This is a genomic window from Paenibacillus sp. cl123 (assembly GCF_900101595.1).
Classification (GTDB): domain Bacteria; phylum Bacillota; class Bacilli; order Paenibacillales; family NBRC-103111; genus Paenibacillus_G.
Genome location: NZ_FMYY01000027.1, coordinates 1 through 20,617, shown reverse-complemented (window position 1 = coordinate 20,617; position 20,617 = coordinate 1). Strand labels below are relative to the sequence as shown.

Genomic DNA, 20,617 nt, shown 5'->3' with positions numbered 1-20,617 from the left:
CCTCCCAGAAGCGGTCTTTTTCGGGCTGCGGCCCGGATTAACGAAGACGGTCATAAGCGGTTTGCGTCAGCTTGGTCAGCTCGTCGAGACCGAGCTTTTTCGCTTCCGCCACATATTGATCCCATTGGTCGAGGCTGCGCTCGCCCAATATAAAGCGGGTAATTTGCTCCTCGCGGTGCTTGTCGACCGCCGACTGAAGCATGGATACGGTCGTCAGCTCGCTTTCGTTGTACTGCGGCTTGACGCGGAAGACGCTGTCGTGCTTGCGCGCCTGATCGTACGCTTCGCGCTGCCCCGGCGTGGCCGGCGCGAGGTGAGCGTCGTAGTCGAACCAGGTATAGGCGCCATTGGTGGCGAGACCGGTTTTCTTGCGCACATCAGTTACATCGAGATAGTCCGGCTTCAGCTTCCGTTGTCCGTTTTCGTTCGTATAAATCTCGTTGTCCTTGCCCCAGCTGAGCAAGGTTTTCGCTTCCTCCGAATAGAACCAGTCGTAGGCCTGCAGCGCTTCCTTGATTTTGCCGGAACGGGCGGAGATCGTCATGCCCGATTCGATAAAGTGAATGTAGGGATTGACCTTGAAGCCGGGCACCCCTTCCGGCGGCGTCATGAACGCCAGCTTGAATTCCGGATTCGTTTTTTGCATCGGAATGTTGAACAGATCAAGGCGGCCGATATAGTCAAAGATCATAAAGGATTTGTCCGTAGACACCATGTTCTGCCACTGCTGCACATTCACCGTCAGCCAATCGGGAGGCATGATGCCTTCTTTATGGAACCGGTGGAACATCTCGACCATCTTCTTGTAGCCGTCTTCCGTCGGGCCATAGCGCAGCTTACCTGTCTTCTCATCCAGGAAAAAGCCGCTATGCGTGCCGAACTGGGCGGACGCGTAGTCCAGGATGGCGAGCCTGGGACCGGTGCGGAAAGAGAACGGATAGCTGCCGGGATACAGCTCCTTGAGCTTTTTCGAGACCTCGATTAATTCCTCGTAGTTGGAGGGCGGGTTCAGATTATGCTTCTTGAACACATCCTCGCGGTACATCCAGATCAGCCTGTTTGTTTCCCCGAATCCTTCATTGGGCAGCATATACATGGCCCCGTTCGCAGCCAGCGAGGACTTGGCAATCCCCGGGTATTTCTCCAGCCATTTTTTCAAATTCGGCATGCTGTCGATGTAATCGAGAATATTGGCGAGTACGCCCTGCTGTCCAAACTTGTCCGCATCGGCCCGGCCGGTGAAGAAGGTGATATCGGGCATATTGCCGGAGGCGACATTCAGGTTGATCGTATCCTTCAGCTCGCCGGAGGGCAGCTGCACCTGGAAGGTAGCGCCGGTTTTTTCCTCGATCCATTTCCAGACGACCCAGTCTTTGTTGTAAGGCCAGTTCGGATGATCGACCATCAGCATCGTGAACGTGTTTTTGGTTTTTTCGCTGCCCTGCGGCGTCTCGCCGTTTGCGCTGGGCGGCGGGGATGCCGTTCCCGAACAACCGGCGACAAGAGATGTGCAGAGGGCGACGCTTCCAAGCCTGGTAGTCCAATTCTTCATGTTTCAACCTCTCCTTTTTGTGTTTGATGAAGGCGATGCTGGGTATGAATGAAGATTCCCGATGCCTCAAGATCTATATAGCTAACCCTTGACCGCCCCGATCATCGCGCCTTTCACGAAATACTTCTGCAGGAACGGGTAAGCCAAGAGGATGGGAACGGTAGATACCATAATGGTAGCGTACTTGAGCGATTCTTCGAGGATGACGCTGTCGGCTCCGACGGCGGCCGCATCGGCTTGGTTTAACTGGCCGGCGAGCACGATATTGCGCAGAATGACCTGCAGCGGGAACAGGTCCGGATTGCGCAGATACAGCAGCGGCAGCATGAAGTTATTCCACATGGCGACGGCGTAGAACAGGCCGATGGTGGCGAATACCGCCTGGGACACCGGAACGACAATACGAAAGAATACGCCGATATCGTTCAAGCCGTCCATTTTTCCGGATTCTTCAAGCTCCACGGGAACATTGGCAAAAAAAGTGCGCATAATGAGCAGGTTCCATGTGCTGACCGCGCCGGGCAAAACCATTCCCCATACGGTGTCCATAATGCCCAGCTCCTTGACGATTAGAAAAGTGGGGATCATGCCGCCGCTAAAAAACATCGTGAAGATGATCAGTAAGGTAAAGCCGCGGTGGAAAAGCATCGTTTTCTTCCCAAGCGCATAGGCGCCGAGGGAGGTGACGATCAGCGAGATGACGGTTCCGAGCGTCACATAAACGAAGGTGTTCCAGTACGCCTTGCCGATGCGGGGGTCGTTCAGCACGACCTTGTACATATCGAACGTGAAGCCCTTGGGCAGCAAGCTGACTTCGCCTCGAAGCACATGGACGTTGCTGCTCAGCGATACGGCGGCCATATGGATGAACGGGTATAACGTCACCATGATGACACCCAGCAGGATAAGCGAATTGATGCATGCAAACAGGGACAGCTTTCTCTTCACAGAAATTCGCCTCCTTCTACCACAGACTGGTTTCGGACAGCCGCCGACTGAGCGTGTTGGCTGCGTAAATAAAGATCAGGCAGATGATGCCGGTGAACATATCGATGGCTGCGGCATAACTGAAGTTGCCGTTGATGAGACCGGTCCGGTATACGTATGTGCTCAATATATCGGCCGTACTGTAGGTAGCCGGATTGTAGAGCAGGAATACCTTCTCGAAGCCAATCTCCAGCACCCGTCCGACGTTCAGAATGAACAGAATGATGATGGCCGGCGCGATCCCGGGCAATGTCACGCTCCACAGCTTGTTCCAGCGGCTTGCGCCGTCGATATCGGCCGCTTCGTACAGCGCCGGGTCGATCGACGTGAGCGCGGCCAAATAAATGATCGTCTCCCACCCGATATGCTGCCAAATCTCCGAGCTTACGTAAATCGTCCGGAACAGCTCGGGACGGACCATGAAGTGAATGGCGTCAAAGCCAAGCGATTCGATGAAACGGTTGACGATGCCGCTGGTCGGCGACAGGAACATCACGACCATGCCGGCCACGACGACATTGGATATGAAATGAGGCAGATAGCTGACGGTTTGCACGAATCTCTTGAAAAAAGCGTTTTTGACTTCATTAAGCAGCAGGGCAAGAATAATCGGCGCGGGGAATCCAAACACCAGTTTGTACAAGCCGAGCAGAAACGTATTGCGCAGCAGCGTCCAAAAATCCGGACTCTGGAAAAACATGTTGTAAAACTTGAGCCCGACCCAGCTGCTCTCCCAGATGCCCTTGTACAGGCTGTAATCCTTAAAGGAGATCACGATGCCGCCCATCGGCAAATACTTGAAGATCAAATAGTAGAGCAGGCATGGAGTGAACATAATGAGCAGATATTTGCTCTGCACGGCCCGTTTCCATAGCGTGCGGCCGGCTTGTCGTTTGGCCGGAGCGAGTGCTTCCGGCCCGGACGCCGTTGTTATGCTTTTCATCTCGCGTATCCCTCCATCATCTTATTTTGGAATCGCCTCATGGCTGGGACGGGGCGATTCGGTTGGGCAAGCGTTGGTGCAGGCGGTTTGTGGGGTTATCGTAGCATGGGCGGGATGGAATGAGAACGATAGCAATTCCGTATTCTTTTCCAAATTTATAAATTCCGGAAATATGAACATTTTTCGAAAATATGCGTACTTGGCGGTCCCATGAATGTCTTTTCACGGGAAGGGCTCTCGTGTATCATTAACAGAAACTCGGAAAGAAGAGATGGGGAGGGGGAAGGGGATGCGTCCGTTTGCAGGTTCGCAGACCAAAGGGTCAAGTATGCTCATCCGGCTGCTGCTCGGATTTCTGACCGTCATCCTGCTGCTGGTTTCCTTTAATTTTTGGTCGTTCTCTTTTTTTCAGACGAATATTCGCAATGAAATTATCCGATACAACGAGCAGAACATCCAGTTTGCTTCCCAGAGGTATGAGGAGCATGTAGAGCTGGTGCAGAAGCAGATGTATGCGCTCTATTTCCAAGACCACGTCGATTTGCTGCGCGGGAGCGCAGGCAATGCCAGATTCGAGGCTTATCAGCTTGTGAAGCAGGAGCTGACCCGGGTCATCAGCAATCCGCTGCTGTATGTGGATAATGCGGTGCTTGTGTTCAAGGACGATCCGCAGGTGCTGAGCAAGGTGGGAACGAATGAGAAGGCAACCTTTTTCGAAAAGGTTTACGCAAGCGAGGACTACCCGCTGTCCTTCTGGCAGGAGCAGTTCGCCAAGCCTTATTCTTCCAAGCTTTTTCCTGCCTCGCGATTCGTCGAGTATCCGTTCTACCCGGCAGGCGCCCCCACGGACAAAGGCACGTTCATTCCCTATATCGTCAAGCATTGGCAAAATGATGACTTCTATATCGTAGCTATGCTCGATGCGGGCAAGCTGTTTAACGCTTTTAACCGTTCCGCCAGCCCCAGCTTTACGATCATGGATGAGGACGACCGCGTGATTTTCTCGGCAGGCGGTCCCGGACCTGAGAATCTGCGGGCTATGATGCCGCCGGACCAGTCCTACGGCTTGTTTGACAATACGTATTATTTTCACCGTACAGACTTGACCAGCCGGCTTTCTTACGTGAGCGCGGTGCCGGGCGAGAGCATCTCCGAGCAGGTATCCCGGCTCAATCTGACGCTGCTGCTCCTGCTGACGCTGGCGCTGCTGGTCAGCGTGCTCGTCTCGGTCGTGTTCAGCCTGCGCTTCAATAATCCGGTCAAGCAAATCATCAATTCGATTCAAGGGATCGAAGGGGCGGTCGGTCAGGTGCGCACCCGCATCCGCGAGTTTCAGCTGATCGGCCGCAAGCTGGACGACATGCAGAAGGCGAATGCGGCGATCGAACGGGATTTGATGCACCAGACGACGCAATTGCGCGCGTATCGGTATCTGGACAAGCTGAAAAATATATATAACGGATCTCATGGCGCTTTGGAGGGATTAGGCCAGCAGGCATTCCGGTTTATCGTGTTCGAGATCAGCTACAGGGCCCGATTCTGGGAGGAAATGCGCCAGGGACCGGAGAGGCTGACTTACTTCATCCGTGAATTTATTAACCAGGCGCTCTCTCTGGAATGTCCCCGTTCGTTGACTTTCCAGGCGGAGAGCCGGTTGATATTCTCCGTTGTGTATGACATCGACGACGCGAGCCTGGACGCATGCCTCCACCGGCTGCTGGAGGCCATGAAGCAGGACGCGGACGGCTATTTCGTCACGGTGGCCGTCTCCCGGATGTTTCCCGAGGCATCGGACTACACGGCGGCCTACGAGCAGACCGTCAGTTTGCTGCAGGAGAGGATACTTAACGAGGAAACCCAGGTGGTGAAGGAATGCGCGAGCCGCGAGTGGTCACATCTGCTCGCGCCCGCCCAGGAGAGACAGTTCGATACAAACCTCCGAGCAGGCAACGCCCAGGAGCTGCTGCAGCTGCTTGACCGCCATCTCGCCCAGCTTGAGCGCAGGCAGGGAACGGTGCGCCAATATCGCGAGTTCACGATCGATATCGTGCAGAAGGTGCGCAAGACGCTGCACGCGCTTCGTCTGGACGAGCAGGCGACCGAGTCGGTCATCGGGGAGCTTGGCTCGCTGCAAAGCTTTTATTCCAGCCGGCAGTACCGGATGTTCTTCAGTCAACTGCTTGCAGCGGCCTGCGAAGAGATTGCCGGCAAACAAAAAAACGGCGATCCGATCATCGATTTCGTCACGGAATATGTACAAGCCCATTACCAGAAAGATATCACGCTGGATATTGTCGCCGAGAAGCTTCATATTACGGGCGGCTACCTGTCTACCTATTTCAAAGAGAAAACCGGCGAGTACTTCGTCGACTACATCAACAATGTGCGGATCGACAAGGCCAAGCGCATGCTGCTGGAGCAGCCGGGCAAGAAAATCCAGGACATTGCGCAGGAGTCGGGGTACCAGAACATCAACTCCTTCAACCGGATGTTCAAAAAAATGAGCGGCATGTCGCCCCGGGATTTCCGCAGGCTGAGCCGTACGGAAGAAGCGCCGTTGTCGGCTGACGAAGGATAAGGGCATCGTTCCTATCGATTTCATTGCTTACCCTACCAAAAAATGATATGCTAAAAAATAAATTTAGCTACTTACACGTTGCAAGCCGGATTCATGATCTATTCCTACACAAGTCTACGCACCAGTCATCTATTCAGGAATCGCGCCGGTACTAGCATGAATCAAAGCAGGGAACGGATAAGCGAAAGGGGAACGAACATGCTGCGTTTAGGGCAGAAGGTCATTATTGTCGGAGACAGCTTTGAGCAAAACCTGCCTGTCGGCGAGTACGGATATATCATTGCTTACGACCGCAATGCGGATAATGTATTTGATTACGTCGTACGAGTTCCGAAGACCAACAAACATCATTTTGTGCCGGGAGCCGACGTTGAGCTGGAAGAAACGCTGCTGAGGCAGGAAGCCGACCGGATCGAGCGGGAGGCGCTGATCGACTTCGCGCTCGCCACGAAAAATTCGGCGCTGTTCCGCCGCATTATGAACGGGGAAGTCGAGGAAGCGCCGGCAGAAGCAAGCAAAGAGGTGCAGTCCAATCAGGACTTTATCCGTCAGATTCACTTGAAAGCCTGGATATAATCAGCCGCCGCTGGCGGCGCGCTGCCGAGGCCGGTCCTTCCTTGCGGGGGGCCGGCTTTTTTTCAATATCTCAGTTCCAATGGGACATGACTTCAAGAGCGGTTGGAATCCCATATTCATTCCTTCCCACGCGCCAAAAGCGGGGAAACGTACGCAGAGATCTTGACGGACCTGACCGATGGTCAGGTTTTCTTAAAAGTTTCAGGCAGAGTCACTGCGCAGCGTCTGCCGAGGAACATGCCTGGGACCATACCGTGAACCGCGGCCCGGAGCGCCGCGGCCCGCCGCAGGAGAGCGGCTTGTCCATTGAGTTAGCCCGGCAACTGAGCTATAATAATAGGAATGATCAGCCAACAAGCGAGGTGCAGGATATGAGTATTACCGTTAAGGACGTTGAGCATGTGGCGGCACTGGCCCGTCTGGAGCTCAGCGAGGAGGAGAAAGAGAAGTTCGCAGAGCAGTTGAATGCGATTCTGGGGTATGCGGAGCAGCTTGAACAGCTCGATACCGAAGGCGTGGAGCCAACCAGTCATGCGATGCCTCTTGTGAATGTTATGCGCGAAGATGTGGTGAAGCCTTCTCTGAATTTGGACAAGGTGCTGCAAAATGCGCCGGACGAAGAGGACGGACAGATCAAAGTTCCGGCGGTACTGGAATAGGAAAGCAACATTTGGAGGGAGGATTCAGGCTTGTCTCTGTTTAACTTACGACTACAGGAAGTACATAACAAGCTGCATGCCAAAGAGATTACCGTCACCGATCTGGTGAACGAATCGTATAAGCGGATCGCCGAGGTGGACGGCAAGGTCCGGGCATTTCTGACGCTGGATGAGGAGCGCGCGCTCGCCAGAGCCGGGGAGCTTGACGCGAAGCTGGGCTCGGACGAATCCCGGGGCTTGCTGTTCGGGCTGCCGATCGGAGTCAAGGACAACATCGTGACCGAAGGGCTGACGACGACTTGCGCCAGCCAATTTTTGCGCAATTACAATCCTATCTATGATGCCACGGTAGTGAAGAAGCTTCGGGAAGCGGATGCAGTGACGATCGGCAAGCTGAACATGGACGAGTTCGCCATGGGCGGCTCCAACGAAAATTCCAGCTTTCACCCGACCTACAACCCATGGAACACCGACTACGTGCCGGGTGGCTCCAGCGGCGGTTCGGCAGCTTCCGTCGCGGCTGGCGAGGTTTTCTTCTCGCTGGGCTCGGATACGGGCGGCTCGATCCGCCAGCCGGCTTCCTATTGCGGCGTTGTCGGACTTAAGCCGACCTATGGCCTCGTGTCGCGTTATGGCTTGGTCGCCTTCGCATCGTCGCTGGACCAGATCGGCCCGCTGACGAAAAATGTGGAGGACAGCGCCTACCTGCTTCAGGCGATCGCCGGACATGATCCGTCCGATTCGACCTCGCTGAACACGGAGGTGCCCGACTATCTCAGCGCGCTGACCGGCGATGTGCAAGGACTGCGGGTAGCCGTGCCGAAGGAATACTTGGGAACCGGGATTGATCCGAAGGTCAAGGAAGCGGTGCTGGCCGCGTTGAAAACGCTGGAAGGGCTTGGCGCCGTCGTCGAGGAAGTGTCGCTGCCCCATTCCGAATATGCGGTTGCGACCTACTATCTCCTCGCTTCCTCCGAAGCTTCCTCCAACCTGGCCCGCTTCGACGGTGTTCGTTACGGGGTCAGAGCGGACAACCCTAAAAACTTGCTGGACCTGTATCTCAGAAGCCGCAGCGAAGGCTTCGGCGACGAGGTGAAGCGCCGGATCATGCTCGGCACGTACGCGCTCAGCTCCGGCTACTACGACGCTTACTACTTGAAGGCTCAGAAGGTGCGCACGCTGATCAAGCGGGATTTTGATCAGGTGTTCGAGAACTATGACGTAGTCATAGGCCCGACGGCTCCGACGCCGGCGTTCAAGATCGGTTCGCAGACAAATGATCCGCTTACGATGTATTTGAACGATATTTTGACGATCCCGGTCAACCTGGCGGGGGTTCCTGCGATCAGCGTTCCGTGCGGCATGGCCGACGGCCTGCCGGTCGGTCTGCAAATTATCGGCAAGGCGCTTGACGAAGCGACGGTGCTGCGCGCGGCTCACGCCTTCGAACAGCGTACGGAGTTTCACAAGCAGCGCCCGCAGCTTTAAGGAAAGGAGCAACCCCATATGACAGCGGCAACTGGTAACCAACAAGCATCGGCCAAAAAGTATGAGACCGTCATCGGCCTTGAAGTGCATGTCGAGCTGCACACCCAATCAAAAATTTTCTGCGGCTGCTCCACTTCTTTCGGAGCTCCGCCTAATACCCATACATGCCCGGTCTGCCTCGGGCATCCCGGCGTCCTGCCTGTGCTTAACAAGCAGGCGCTGGAGTACGCCATCAAAGCGTCGATGGCGCTGAATTGTCAGGTCGCCACCGATACGAAGTTCGACCGCAAAAATTACTTTTATCCCGATTCGCCCAAGGCTTATCAAATCTCGCAATACGACAAGCCGGTAGGCGAGCATGGCTGGATCGAGATCGAGGTCGGCGGCGTTACGAAGCGGATCGGCATCACCCGCGTCCATCTGGAAGAGGACGCCGGGAAGCTCACGCATGTCGATGGCGGCTATGCCTCGCTCGTCGACTTCAACCGGGTCGGCACGCCTCTGATCGAGATCGTGTCCGAGCCGGATTTGCGCTCGCCGGAGGAGGCGCGCGCTTATCTGGAGAAGATCAAAGCGATCATGCAATATTGCGATGTCTCCGACGTGAAGATGGAGGAAGGCTCACTGCGCTGCGATGCGAATATCAGCTTGCGCCCGTTCGGCCAGGAGAAGTTCGGCACGAAGGCCGAGCTGAAAAACATGAACTCATTCCGGGGCGTGCAGCGCGGTCTGGAATACGAGGAGTGGCGGCAGGCCGACGTGCTGGACAGCGGGGAAGAGGTTGTTCAGGAGACGCGCCGCTGGGACGAGGCTCAAGGCAAAACGCTGACGATGCGCAGCAAAGAGCAGGCGCATGATTACCGCTATTTCCCGGACCCGGACCTGGTTTCGGCGCATATCGACGAGGAGTGGAAGACGCGGGTGCGCGATTCCATCCCCGAGCTTCCGGACGCCCGCAAGAAGCGTTATATGGAGCAGTACAGCCTGCCGAGCTATGATGCGGGAGTGATCACCTCTTCCATGAAGGTAGCTGACTTCTTCGAGGAAAGCCTGAATTATACGCAGGATGCGAAGGCTGTCGCCAACTGGATCATGGGCGATCTTCTCGGCTACCTGAATGCGAACAATCTGGAGCTGGCGGATGTGCCCATCACCGGCCAGGGCTTAGGCGAGATGATCGGTCTGATCGAGAAAGGGACGATTAGCAGTAAAATCGCCAAAACCGTCTTCAAGTCGATGATGGAAACAGGCAAAAGCCCGCAGGCCATCGTGGAGGAGCAAGGTCTTGTTCAGATCAGCGATGAAGGCGCGATAGCGGCAATCGTCGATCAGGTCGTGGAGAAAAATCCGCAATCGGTCGCCGACTTCAAGGCCGGCAAGGACAAGGCTATCGGCTTCCTGGTCGGACAGATCATGAAGGAAACCAAAGGCAAGGCCAATCCGGGATTGGTAAACAAGCTAATTATAGACCGCCTTAACCGTTAATAGGGTAAAGCAATGCGGATGCGGGCGAATCGGCGGTTAGCCATGCCGTGCGGATGAACGGGGGAGGGACGCAGATGATCCGGCCAATCGATCTTGAAAATCTTCACGAGCTGCTGCCCCTGCTGGAGCTGCAGCAGCTGGCTTATCGGATCGAAGCCGAGCTGATCGGTTTCGAAGAAATCCCTCCGCTGCTGGATTCGCCGCAAACGCTTCGGGAATCGGGCGAAACTTTTTTCGGCCACTATACGGGCGCAAGGCTCACGGGAGCCGTATCCTGCAGGCAAAGCGCCAGGGAATTGACGATCTGCCGGATGATGGTGCATCCGGATTGCTTTCGGATGGGCATCGCAGGGAAGCTGCTGCAGTATGTGGAGAGCCTCGCCCCGCCGGGAGGAGCCATTATCGTCTCGACGGGGACGGGCAATATTCCCGCGGTAGCCTTATATGAAAAGCATGGGTTCGAGCCATCCCGGATGCACCTGCTTGCGCCCGGCATTACGATGACCCAATTTATCAAGCTGACGGAGTCCTGACTCCGCGGCTTTTTTTTATGAAAAATAAGCAAAGAAAGCAGCAGTTCGTGATAAAATAAGGGTCACATTCAGCAGGTTCAGAAGGAGGCCTTTTTAGTTATGAACGATCCCTGGAGTATAGATTTATTTCATATCACCTTAAGACTGCTGCTTTCGATGCTGCTAGGCGGTTTGATCGGCTTCGAGCGCGAGCAGAGCAGCCGGGCGGCGGGCTTGCGTACGCATATGCTCGTATGCCTAGGCTCGACATTAATTATGCTGCTCTCCATGTACGGTTTCTCGGAATTTACGAAACTGGCTAATGTGCAGAGAGACCCTGCCCGTCTGGCCGCGCAGGTTATCAGCGGGATCGGCTTTTTGGGAGCGGGGACAATTCTTTATACAGGAAAAGCGATTACGGGACTCACCACGGCCGCCTCGTTGTGGGTGGTCGCGGCCATCGGACTTGCCATTGGGGCGGGATTTTATTATGCGGCGGGCCTCGCCTGCTTGCTTGCCCTGATCAGCTTGTTCGGTTTGCATGTGGTGGAGAAACGTTATATGGCGCACAAAAAAACGCGCAGCCTGCGGATCGAAGCCGCCGATATCCCAAGTCTGCTGGGCCGGGTTTCTCATTTGCTGGCCGGCAAAGGCTGCGATATCAAAAAATGGTCGGTGGAGGAAATACCCGGTGACGGCGGAGACATCCGCATGATGCAGATTACGCTGGATCTGAGGCTGACCAAAAAAACGCATGCGGCGCAGACGATCGAGGAACTGCTGGGGATTGAAGGGATTCGAGCCGTATCCATGGACTAGCCGAAAGAATGGAAGTCTTTCGCCGAGATTTGAAGGGAAAGCGCGCTGGCCAGCGTCTAAGTTAATAAGAGAAGGAGCCAAGGCGGTGAATCGATGGAAAGCATGACGGATGAACAGTTGGTCGACCAGATCCGTCAAGGTGATGAGGCGGCCTACCGCATCCTGATGGAGCGTTACCAGGATTACGTATATACGCTGATTTACCGTATGGTGGAACATCGGGAAACTGCCGAGGATTTGACTCAAGAGGTATTTCTCAAGCTGTTTCGGGCTGTCGGTGGGTTTCGCGGCGACTCGCAGCTGAAGACGTGGATCTACAGGCTGACGGTTAATCTTGTCCTGGATTATCGGCGTTCCTGCAAGCGAAGACCTTACGAAGCCATATTGGATAAAGTGAAGGGCTGGTTCGGCGACCGCAAGGAGGAGCCGGAGGCTCTGGCGCTGGAGCGGGAAGAGCGGCGGACGGTTCAGGAGCTGCTAGCGGCACTCCCCGATAAATACAAGCTTATTCTTTATTTGTATCACTATAAGCAGTTGACTTACCAGGAAATATCCGATGCGACCGGCTTGCCGGTCAAGACGGTCGAGACCAGGCTGTACAGAGGAAAGTCGCTGCTCAAACAAAAGTGGCTGGAGGTGGCAGGGCATGGCTGGCAAGCATCCGAACGATCAAGAACTGTTAATGGATTTGAATAGACGCTGCTCCGAACTGGATTCGCGCCGCATACGGGCGCATCTGAGCGGATGCGCATTCTGCAGACGCCGTTTGTCGGCCCTGCTCGACATCGAGCTTGCTCTCGAAGAGCTCCCCCTGCTGAAGGCGCCGGATGAGCTGGTCGGGCGCGTGCTCCGCGATCTGAACGGAGGGCAGGCAGCGCCTGCGGAGGATGGGGCTTCTTCAGCAGGGCGGACAGAGGCAAGGCCTGTTACAGGTTCTCCGGTGTCCGGTCCCGGATGGAAGCGGGAATTGACCAATGGGATGCTGGCTATTGCGGCCACTTATCTGTTTATCGCTTCCGGTATTGTCGGCAAGATCAGCTCACTAAGTACACAGGAATTGGAGAGCGGAGTTCGCTTAGGCGCATCCCAGCTGTCCCAAGCGGTGGAGGCGGTTTCTCGCCATCTGCTGTCATAAGGAGGGAAGACACAATGGAGAATCATCAGACTAATGCCAAGGACAAGTCGGAGGACATGCTCGAGGACGAATTTCTGCGGGAGAGACTGGAGCGATGGGGAAAAAGCTCGGGACGGCCTTCCGATCCATATACGGCCATGCGGCTGCGCAAGAACAAGTGGGTAGCCGGTATTTTATCTTTTTTCATACCGGGCACCGGGCAGCTGTATTTGGGATTGATGCAGCGAGGGTTAGGCATTATGATGCTGTTTATGCTGGATGTCTTTGCTGTCATCTACTTTTCGCTCAGCCAAAGCATCCCGCTTATCGTTTTATTTTGCCTGCTGTCGCCGATCATTTATTTCTATAATATTTTCGATGCGCTGCAGCAGACGGACCGGGTGAACGGCTACGGAGGACCGCTTGATTATCCGGACAGCAATATACTATTCGAGGCGACCCCGCATACGGCGCGTCCGCGCGGCAAAGTCAAAAGAGGCTTTACCTTCGGCTACTTGCTGATCATAGCGGGCATCGTGCTGTTTCTGGCAGCCGGCAGACCGGGGTGGCTGGATCATATCTTTGACTTTTTGAGCTCTACCTTCGGGGCCCTTCTGCTAATCGCCCTCGGCCTGCTGCTTTTCTTCAAGGAATCGATGAAAAAATAGGGAGTGTTACGTATGTTAAAGGTAGGCCGATATACGGCTGCCCTTGTGCTCATCGTTGTTGGCGGAGCTTTATTGATCGATAAGCTTGCGGACACAAGGCTTACTCCCGGACTTGCTGAGTGGTGGCCGGTACTCTTTATTATGCTCGGACTCGAATATATATGGTGCAACAAGCGCCAGAGTCAAGACGGACGTCCGCAGCGGCTGGATCTCGGAGGCATCATTTTCTCAGTGATGATAGCGGCTATCGTCATCGTGAGCGTTCAAGTGCCTGGCATTTGGAAGGGATTGGAAGGATTCAAAGGATTGGGCGGCACAAATATCGCCAGCATCGTGGAGGCATTCAGCGACGGCAAGAAATTCGACAAGGAGCTGACGGAAATTCCGGTAACGGCGGATATCGCCCAAGTCCGGCTTGTGAACACCAACGGCAATATGACGATTAAGCCGGGCGATGTCGAACGAATGGAAATTTCGCTTACCGTGTATGTCAACACAGAGAACGAAGACGATGCCGCCAAAGTTGCCGAGGCGTCCAGGCTGGAGCATAGTGTGGCCGGTGACACGCTGGAGATCCGCACTGTTCCGAGGGAATACGGCTCGCAATTGTTAGGCAAGCGCAGGCCGCGTATGGATCTGGTCATTACGGTGCCTGCCGGTTTCCGCGCTGCCTGGGATGTCGAGCTGACCAACGGACATATCGAAGCCTCGAAGCTGCTTTCAAGTTCATTTGCTGCGAAGGCGGTTAATGGCGAAATTTCCGTCAAGGAGCTGTCCGGCACAGTGGAACTGAGAGCGACCAACGGCCAAGTGAAAGCCGAGAATACGGAAGGGCAGCTGTCTCTTCACCTCTCGAACGGTTCGCTTGAAGTGTCGGGTCATCGCGGCTCTGCCAAGCTCAATGCCATGAACGCCGAGACGGTTATTGCCAGACACAGCGGTGACATCGATATGGAGATGATCAACGGTTCCATCTGGGTGGATGGGGAATTGGGCAAAGTTCGCACGCAGAGTGTCAGCGCTTCCGTCCAGATTGCCGCCTCGCGGATAAGCGGAGACTGGGATATCGGTAGCGAGCATGGCAAAATTAATCTGACCCTGCCTGCTGACGGAAACTATACGGTTGAAGGCGAGGGAGGCTTCGGCAGCATTCAGAGCAATCTTCCGCTAACCGTAGCCAAGAAATCGATAACCGGCTCCATGGGCGAAGGGACTTACCGGGTTTACGCCCATACCAAAGGCGCTTTGCAGATCCAAAGCGCGAATTGACATTCTTTCCGCCGACCGGGTAGAATAAAGTGATATACTTTTTCCGGTTAGGCGGTGAACACCATGAATACGCTGGAGCAGTCGCTAAACAAGCTGAAGACGATGGGCGTAAGGATGACGCCGCAGCGCCACGCCATACTGGCCTATTTGCTGAACACGTTGTCCCATCCGACGGCCGATGACATCTACAAAGCGTTGTCGCCTCAGTTTCCTAGCATGAGCGTAGCCACCGTGTATAATAATTTGAAGGTGTTTATAGAATCGGGTCTTGTTCGCGAGATGACTTATGGCGATCATGCCAGCAGGTTCGATGCCGATATGTCCGATCATTATCATGCCTTATGTGAAGAATGCGGCAAGCTCGTGGACTTTGCCTACAAGCCGCTTGATGAGCTGGAGCAGGCAGCGGGGGAGCTGACAGGGTTCCAGGTGAAGAGCCACCGTGTTGAAGTATACGGGGTATGTGCCGACTGCATGAGCAGCACGCTCTCATAAATCCATTCCGAGTTAAATGGACGTGTTCGGTAGCGCGAATTTTGCGGATCGGATACGTCTTATTTTTATGACATTCTAACAAACCAGCGATTGCTTACCGAGGTGAATTCATGAATAGGAATCCATATGGCCGGAGAAAACGGCGTGTTCTGAGAGGAATTCTGCTGTTTCTGGCCCTTGCGGCAGCTGCGATACTAGCCATTTATTACTGGATTAACTTTGTTCCGAGCAGCAAGCACGAACCGCCAACTTTCCAGGGCAATCCGAAGCCTGTTTTCTATAAAGGAGGCATGCTGCAGGACCCGGCGCTCGGCAAGAAGGAGTCGCTCAAGCTATCCTTCGATACCGTGCAGGAGAGAATCGATCCGTCGGTCATCTACGAGCAGGCGACGGAATCTACGATTATTACGACGCAAAATAAAGTCATTCGTCTTCAAACCAGCCAATTGACCGGCCTCGTAAACGAGAAGCCTTTTACATTAAAATTTCCGCTGGAGAAATCGGGGGGCAAGCTTTATCTTCCTATCGATCCCCTGCTCAGCTTCTATCGTATTGACCTTAGGGAATCCGAAGAAACGGGGGCTGTCCTGATGTTCAGGGAAGGGGACAGCATACGCTGGCTGCGTACGGTGACCTATGCCGGCAAGCCGGACAAGACGATTGCGATGCGCCGCGACCCTTCGATCAAAGCCCCCATTTTCGCTGATCTGAAGCAAGGCGAAAGCATCATGGTTTGGGGCGAAGAGATGGACTGGTACCGGGTGCAGCTGACGAATGGTTACATGGGATATGTCCGCAAAGCCGACGCCATATTTGACAGGGAAGAGCAGATTCCGGTCAAGACCGAGCCGGGCTTTCAGCCGAAACGGCCGATAACAGGCAAGATTAATCTTACCTGGGAGCATGTTGTCAGCAAAAATCCCGACACCTCCAAAATTTCCGCGATGCCCGGCGTAAACGTAGTGAGCCCGACCTGGTTCCATCTGCAGGATGGAGAAGGCAATCTGCAGAACCTGGCCGATCCCGCGTATGTAAAATGGGCGAAAGACAACGGCTATCATATTTGGGGATTGTTCAGCAACGGGTTTGATCCGAAGCGGACGACTGCCGCTTTATCAACTTATGACAAGCGGATGAAGATGATCAAGCAGCTGCTCGCTTTCTCGCAGATGTACGGGCTTGAGGGCATCAATATCGACTTCGAAAATGTGGAACTTGCGGACAAGCAGAATCTTGTGCAATTTGTCCGCGAGCTGACGCCGCTGCTTCATGAGCAGGGCCTGGTCGTCTCGATGGACGTTACGCCCCGGTCGACCAATGAGATGTGGTCGATGTTTTACGATCGCAAAGCATTGATTGAGTCCGTGGATTATATGATGCTGATGGCTTATGACGAGCATTGGGCAAGCAGCCCCAAGGCTGGCTCGGTCGCGTCGCTGCCTTGGGTGGAGGCTTCCGTCCGTGGATTGCTGGAGCAAGACAAGATCCCGCCGTCCAAGCTGGTGCTGGGCATACCGTTTTATACCCGGGTCTGGACGGAGACTGTGAAGGACGGCAAAACGGCCGTCAGCTCCCGCGCGGTCTTTATGGAGATGCCTCAGCGCATTATACGCGAGCAGAAGCTGAAGCCCCAGTTTTCGAAGGAAACCGGGCAGCATTATATCGAGTACAAGGAAGACGGCAAGCTGAACAAAATTTGGATCGAAGATGAGACCAGCGTTCGCGCGCGGATAGCGCTTATAAAGAAATATGATCTTGCGGGGGTCGCCTCATGGCGCAGAGGATTTGAACTCCCCGAAGCGTGGAGCTGGATAAAGGAAGAGCTGGTCAAATAAGGCGGCGCGCTGACAGGCCGGCAATAGCGATGGTGGGGCGGGAGCTTTTCTGCATCCCGCACAAAATAGAAGCGGCATGCTCCGGGAATCCGGACATGCCGCTTTTGCCATGTACCTGCTTGGCCTAGTTGTTCCTTTGGCCAGCCTTGATAAGAAAGCTTAAGACGGGGGATTGGAGCTTTCCTGGACGACAGGACCGCCCGGTTCCGAAGGCTGAGCGAGCCGGGCGCCATCCTGGGGCGCATGAGCCGGATCGATGGATAATATCGTTTTACAGAACATGCACCGGTCCGTCTTGCCGATAATTTTGGTAGGCTTGCCGCACTCCGGACATACGACGACGACAGCGCTTGTCGACATCATGCCGGCAGCGAAATAGATGCCCATGCTGACCAGCATGAGAATAGCTCCGATCACCATGCCGACTGCCGCAATCAGTCTGCCGGCCGCTCCCCATTCGAATACGATACCGGCCAGTCCCAAAATCATCAGCAGCATGCCGCCCATTGTCAGCAGCAGGCCCCAAAGTCTGAATTCGTTTGCCTTGCTTGATTTAAATCGCACGATTGTCACTTCTTTCATTCGAGAATTGTGAGTGTAGTCACAAAATAATTGCAGGAAACTGCTTCTGCGTGTAGAAATAGTTCTTACGGAAAATAAAAACTTACGCATTCCATGGTCAGGGGGCACTTTCATTCATGGAATCCTTGAAGCAACAGCATGTAAATAGGCTCCGGCGGGACGAAGCCGTGCTGGGCGTACTGGCGGTTGACAATCCTTCTATTTACTCGTCGGTAACTGACGGCTTTGATTATCTGTTATTGGTCGTCAGTCGTCAAGCCGAACTAGCCAATCGACAAATTCATTATATAAAAGACCATCTGCGTATACAAGAAAGATGGACAACCCCGGAGCAGCTGAACGATCAGGTTGTTCATGGCGAACAACGAAATGTTCTTTATTGGATCTTAAAAGGGGAGATACTTTTGGATCGCGAGATGTATCTGGAGGGCCTTCGGCATCGGGTGCTGGAGTTTCCTGAAGAACTGAGGGAGCACAAGCTGCTGATCGAATTCTCCAAATTCCACCGCAGCTATCTGCAAAGTAAGGATTATCTGGTCAGCGAGCAGCTGCTTGATGCTTACAATAATATTCTCGAGGCGCTTCAGCACTGGGCGCGGATCGTCATTGTGGAGGCCGGCTATCACCCGGAGATTACGGTATGGAGTCAGGTGAAGACAATCAATCCCGGCGTGTACAAGCTCTACGAAGAGCTGACGCTCAGCAGCGAAACATTGAAGCAGCGAGTGCAGCTTGTCCTGCTTGCCTGTGAGTTCTCCGTCATGTCCAAGATGGAGCGTTGCTGCAAGCCGCTTCTGACGCTTCTGGCAAGCCGGGAGGAAGCATGGAGCATTCAGGAGCTGCAAAGACAGCCCCAACTGTCGCATATCGGGACAGAGCTTCCTCTGCTGCTGAATAAGCTGGTGAAGAAAGCTTTGGCCGTCGAGGTCGTGCATACGGCTGATCCCGATCTGAGTCTGCTTGAGCTGCGTTACCGGGATGTCAAAGGCGAAGCGGTGTGATATAATTTCAGAAGAACAATTTCATAGCCACTAGGGGAGCCCCATGATGCGGGGCTGAGATAAAGAAGCATTTCTTTGACCCTTGGAACCTGTTTGACGGCTTGGGGAATGTATGGCCTCGAAGCTTGTCCTGGATGATGCCAGCGTAGGGAAGTGGACGAAGTGCTCGATTGCCTTGACAAGTAACCGAGCATGAAGTCAGCCTGCGCAGGCTGGCTTTTTTTGCGTGTGCCGCAATGATTAATTGGTGCTGCAGCCGCCGGAAGGGTGCTATGACTTAGCTTTGGAGAGCGCAGCTGAAAGGGGGGACGAATATGGAGCTGATTGTAAACGGAGAAGCGCGGGAAGTAAGCGGCGTCACAACGGTTGCCGAGCTGCTGGCGTTTTATAAACTGGAACAAAAGATTTTGGTCGTCGAGTTAAATCGGTCGATCGTAGATCGTCAGGCGTATGAAAGCACGCAACTGAACACGGGAGATCAATTGGAAATTGTCCATTTCGTGGGCGGGGGCTAGTCGTTTTTCATGTAAAGATATGAATGTTACAAATGAAATGTTCTGCTAAGTTAAATGTGAAGGAGACTTTATCCATGAATGATATCTTAAAGATCGGTCCATATGAATTCAAGTCCCGGCTGCTGCTTGGCACAGGCAAGTTCTCCTCGCTCGATATCCAAGAAGAGGCTGTTCGCGTATCCGAGGCGGAAGTGCTTACCTTTGCCATCCGCCGGTTGCCGATCGATAATCCGGACGCGCCTAATTTTCTGGAAACGCTCGACCTGAAAAAATTCACCCTGCTGCCTAACACCGCGGGAGCGTATACCGTCGAAGAAGCGGTGCGCATAGCTCGTCTGGCCAAAGCGACGGGGTTATGTGATATGATTAAAGTTGAAGTCATCGGCGATCCGAAAACGTTGCTTCCAGACCCGGTAGGAACGCTTGAGGCGACCAAGATTTTAGTGGAAGAAGGCTTTATCGTACTTCCTTATACTTCGGATGATCCGATCCTGGCCCGGAAGCTTCAGGAGGCGGGCGCAGCTGCCGTTATGCCAGGGGCTTCTCCTATTGGTTCAGGACAGGGGATCGTTAATCCGGGCAATTTGCGTTTTATTCTCGAGGAAGCCAAAGTGCCGATTATCGTGGATGCAGGCATCGGCGGACCGGCAGATGCCGCGCTGGCTATGGAGCTTGGAGCAGACGGCGTGCTGTTGAACACTGCTGTGGCCGGCGCTCGGCAGCCTGCGCTTATGGCTGAGGCGTTCAAGCTGGCTGTAGAGGCCGGGCGCAAAGGGTTTCTGGCAGGCCGAATTGCCAAGAAGCGATATGCTTCGGCAAGCAGCCCTGAAGAAGGAATGATCGAATAGCGGTTTCGATAGTGATGGAGGAAGGGCCGGGAGCGGAATGCTTCCCGGTCCTTGGTTAATGGGTGTAAATTTTATTTGAAAACATGCTTGACTTTAGTGTCGTCTATATGATAAATTAGTCTTCGCCGCTGAGAAGGACTTGTCCTTCGGTAGCAAGCAATTCAAGCAGAAGTGAAATTGGTAAGAAAAAAAGCTTGCATTGTTCTAGGTGAATGTGGTATCTTATAAAAGTCGCCGCTAAACGAGGTGACAAGGAACGACAGGGTGTTACAGTTGTCTGTCGGACCCCAATTGCCCTTTGAAAACTGAACAACGAGTGAGTGTTAAATAGAGAATGAAAATTCTCGCTAGCAGTAAATTTTGAGCAAGTCGAACTACCCTTAATGGAGAGTTTGATCCTGGCTCAGGACGAACGCTGGCGGCGTGCCTAATACATGCAAGTCGAGCGGATCTGTTCCTTCGGGAATAGGTTAGCGGCGGACGGGTGAGTAACACGTAGGCAACCTGCCTGTAAGATCGGGATAACTACCGGAAACGGTAGCTAAGACCGGATAGCTGGTTTCTTCGCATGGAGAGATCATGAAACATGGGGCAACCTATGACTTACAGATGGGCCTGCGGCGCATTAGCTAGTTGGCGGGGTAACGGCCCACCAAGGCGACGATGCGTAGCCGACCTGAGAGGGTGATCG

Annotated in this window: 20 protein-coding genes, 1 rRNA gene and 1 riboswitch; of the genes, 17 read left to right on the top strand and 4 right to left on the bottom strand. The window is 54.1% G+C overall.

Translation table 11 applies throughout. The features are described 5' to 3' along the window. Positions 1-37: 37 nt before the first annotated feature. The 3 genes from BLR08_RS26775 to BLR08_RS26765 form a co-directional block, all read right to left on the bottom strand. Entirely contained in the window at positions 38-1,552 is a 1,515-nt protein-coding gene (locus BLR08_RS26775; RefSeq protein ID WP_072337414.1) for an extracellular solute-binding protein, read from the bottom strand. 81 nt (positions 1,553-1,633) lie between these two features. After that, positions 1,634-2,500, bottom strand: coding sequence for a carbohydrate ABC transporter permease (locus BLR08_RS26770; RefSeq protein WP_072337412.1), 867 nt, complete (start codon positions 2,498-2,500; stop codon positions 1,634-1,636). A gap of 16 nt (positions 2,501-2,516) precedes the next feature. Continuing rightward, the gene (locus BLR08_RS26765; protein WP_256257802.1) at positions 2,517-3,374 is read right to left on the bottom strand and encodes an ABC transporter permease; all 858 of its coding nucleotides are present in this window, start codon (positions 3,372-3,374) and stop codon (positions 2,517-2,519) included. 397 nt (positions 3,375-3,771) lie between these two features. On the opposite strand from BLR08_RS26765, the gene BLR08_RS26760 reads away from it, so the two are divergent. From BLR08_RS26760 to BLR08_RS26700, 13 genes are all read left to right on the top strand, one after another. Further along, a complete protein-coding gene (locus tag BLR08_RS26760; RefSeq protein WP_072337408.1) occupies positions 3,772-6,060 on the top strand; it encodes an AraC family transcriptional regulator in 2,289 nt (762 codons plus the stop codon). Positions 6,061-6,258: 198 nt separating this feature from the next. Continuing rightward, positions 6,259-6,636, top strand: coding sequence for an ATPase (locus BLR08_RS26755; RefSeq protein WP_072337406.1), 378 nt, complete (start codon positions 6,259-6,261; stop codon positions 6,634-6,636). A gap of 371 nt (positions 6,637-7,007) precedes the next feature. Then, positions 7,008-7,295 (top strand): Asp-tRNA(Asn)/Glu-tRNA(Gln) amidotransferase subunit GatC, encoded by a 288-nt coding sequence (gatC, locus tag BLR08_RS26750; protein ID WP_072337508.1) that lies wholly within the window; start codon positions 7,008-7,010, stop codon positions 7,293-7,295. Between the two features lie 30 nt (positions 7,296-7,325). Continuing rightward, positions 7,326-8,783 carry an Asp-tRNA(Asn)/Glu-tRNA(Gln) amidotransferase subunit GatA gene (gene gatA, locus BLR08_RS26745; protein ID WP_072337403.1) on the top strand — a complete coding sequence of 486 codons (1,458 nt, stop codon included), beginning with the start codon at positions 7,326-7,328 and terminating at the stop codon, positions 8,781-8,783. A gap of 18 nt (positions 8,784-8,801) precedes the next feature. Beyond that, the gene (gene gatB / locus BLR08_RS26740; protein WP_072337400.1) at positions 8,802-10,268 is read left to right on the top strand and encodes an Asp-tRNA(Asn)/Glu-tRNA(Gln) amidotransferase subunit GatB; all 1,467 of its coding nucleotides are present in this window, start codon (positions 8,802-8,804) and stop codon (positions 10,266-10,268) included. A gap of 74 nt (positions 10,269-10,342) precedes the next feature. Next, the gene (locus tag BLR08_RS26735) at positions 10,343-10,801 is read left to right on the top strand and encodes a GNAT family N-acetyltransferase (RefSeq protein ID WP_072337398.1); all 459 of its coding nucleotides are present in this window, start codon (positions 10,343-10,345) and stop codon (positions 10,799-10,801) included. A 99-nt stretch (positions 10,802-10,900) separates the two neighbouring features. After that, a complete protein-coding gene (locus tag BLR08_RS26730) occupies positions 10,901-11,599 on the top strand; it encodes an MgtC/SapB family protein (RefSeq protein ID WP_072337396.1) in 699 nt (232 codons plus the stop codon). Between the two features lie 93 nt (positions 11,600-11,692). Further along, positions 11,693-12,295: an RNA polymerase sigma factor gene (locus BLR08_RS26725; RefSeq protein ID WP_072337394.1), complete on the top strand. Its 603-nt coding sequence runs from the start codon at positions 11,693-11,695 to the stop codon at positions 12,293-12,295. Then, a complete protein-coding gene (locus BLR08_RS31310; protein WP_072337392.1) occupies positions 12,246-12,734 on the top strand; it encodes a hypothetical protein in 489 nt (162 codons plus the stop codon). The genes BLR08_RS26725 and BLR08_RS31310 overlap by 50 nt, the downstream gene beginning before the upstream one ends. Positions 12,735-12,748: 14 nt before the next feature. Then, positions 12,749-13,381 (top strand): hypothetical protein, encoded by a 633-nt coding sequence (locus tag BLR08_RS26715; protein ID WP_072337390.1) that lies wholly within the window; start codon positions 12,749-12,751, stop codon positions 13,379-13,381. Between the two features lie 12 nt (positions 13,382-13,393). Further along, positions 13,394-14,650, top strand: a complete 1,257-nt coding sequence (locus BLR08_RS26710) for a DUF4097 family beta strand repeat-containing protein (protein WP_072337388.1) — start codon at positions 13,394-13,396, stop codon at positions 14,648-14,650. A 63-nt stretch (positions 14,651-14,713) separates the two neighbouring features. Next, the gene (gene perR, locus BLR08_RS26705) at positions 14,714-15,145 is read left to right on the top strand and encodes a peroxide-responsive transcriptional repressor PerR (protein ID WP_072337386.1); all 432 of its coding nucleotides are present in this window, start codon (positions 14,714-14,716) and stop codon (positions 15,143-15,145) included. Between the two features lie 110 nt (positions 15,146-15,255). After that, positions 15,256-16,980: a glycosyl hydrolase family 18 protein gene (locus BLR08_RS26700; RefSeq protein WP_072337384.1), complete on the top strand. Its 1,725-nt coding sequence runs from the start codon at positions 15,256-15,258 to the stop codon at positions 16,978-16,980. Between the two features lie 159 nt (positions 16,981-17,139). Here the strand turns inward: BLR08_RS26700 and BLR08_RS26695 are convergent, their stop codons facing one another. After that, positions 17,140-17,544, bottom strand: a complete 405-nt coding sequence (locus BLR08_RS26695) for a DUF2614 family zinc ribbon-containing protein (RefSeq protein ID WP_090586546.1) — start codon at positions 17,542-17,544, stop codon at positions 17,140-17,142. A gap of 134 nt (positions 17,545-17,678) precedes the next feature. Here BLR08_RS26695 and BLR08_RS26690 point away from each other — a divergent pair, with 134 nt between their 5' ends. The 4 genes from BLR08_RS26690 to BLR08_RS26675 all read left to right on the top strand — a co-directional run. Beyond that, entirely contained in the window at positions 17,679-18,563 is an 885-nt protein-coding gene (locus BLR08_RS26690; RefSeq protein ID WP_072337380.1) for a nucleotidyltransferase-like protein, read from the top strand. 22 nt (positions 18,564-18,585) lie between these two features. Next, positions 18,586-18,732, top strand: a riboswitch (TPP riboswitch). Positions 18,733-18,877: 145 nt separating this feature from the next. Then, entirely contained in the window at positions 18,878-19,078 is a 201-nt protein-coding gene (thiS, locus tag BLR08_RS26685; protein ID WP_072337378.1) for a sulfur carrier protein ThiS, read from the top strand. A gap of 74 nt (positions 19,079-19,152) precedes the next feature. Next, positions 19,153-19,926 (top strand): thiazole synthase, encoded by a 774-nt coding sequence (locus BLR08_RS26680; protein ID WP_072337375.1) that lies wholly within the window; start codon positions 19,153-19,155, stop codon positions 19,924-19,926. 380 nt (positions 19,927-20,306) lie between these two features. Continuing rightward, positions 20,307-20,617: ribosomal RNA gene (locus BLR08_RS26675) — 16S ribosomal RNA — on the top strand; the annotation flags it as partial.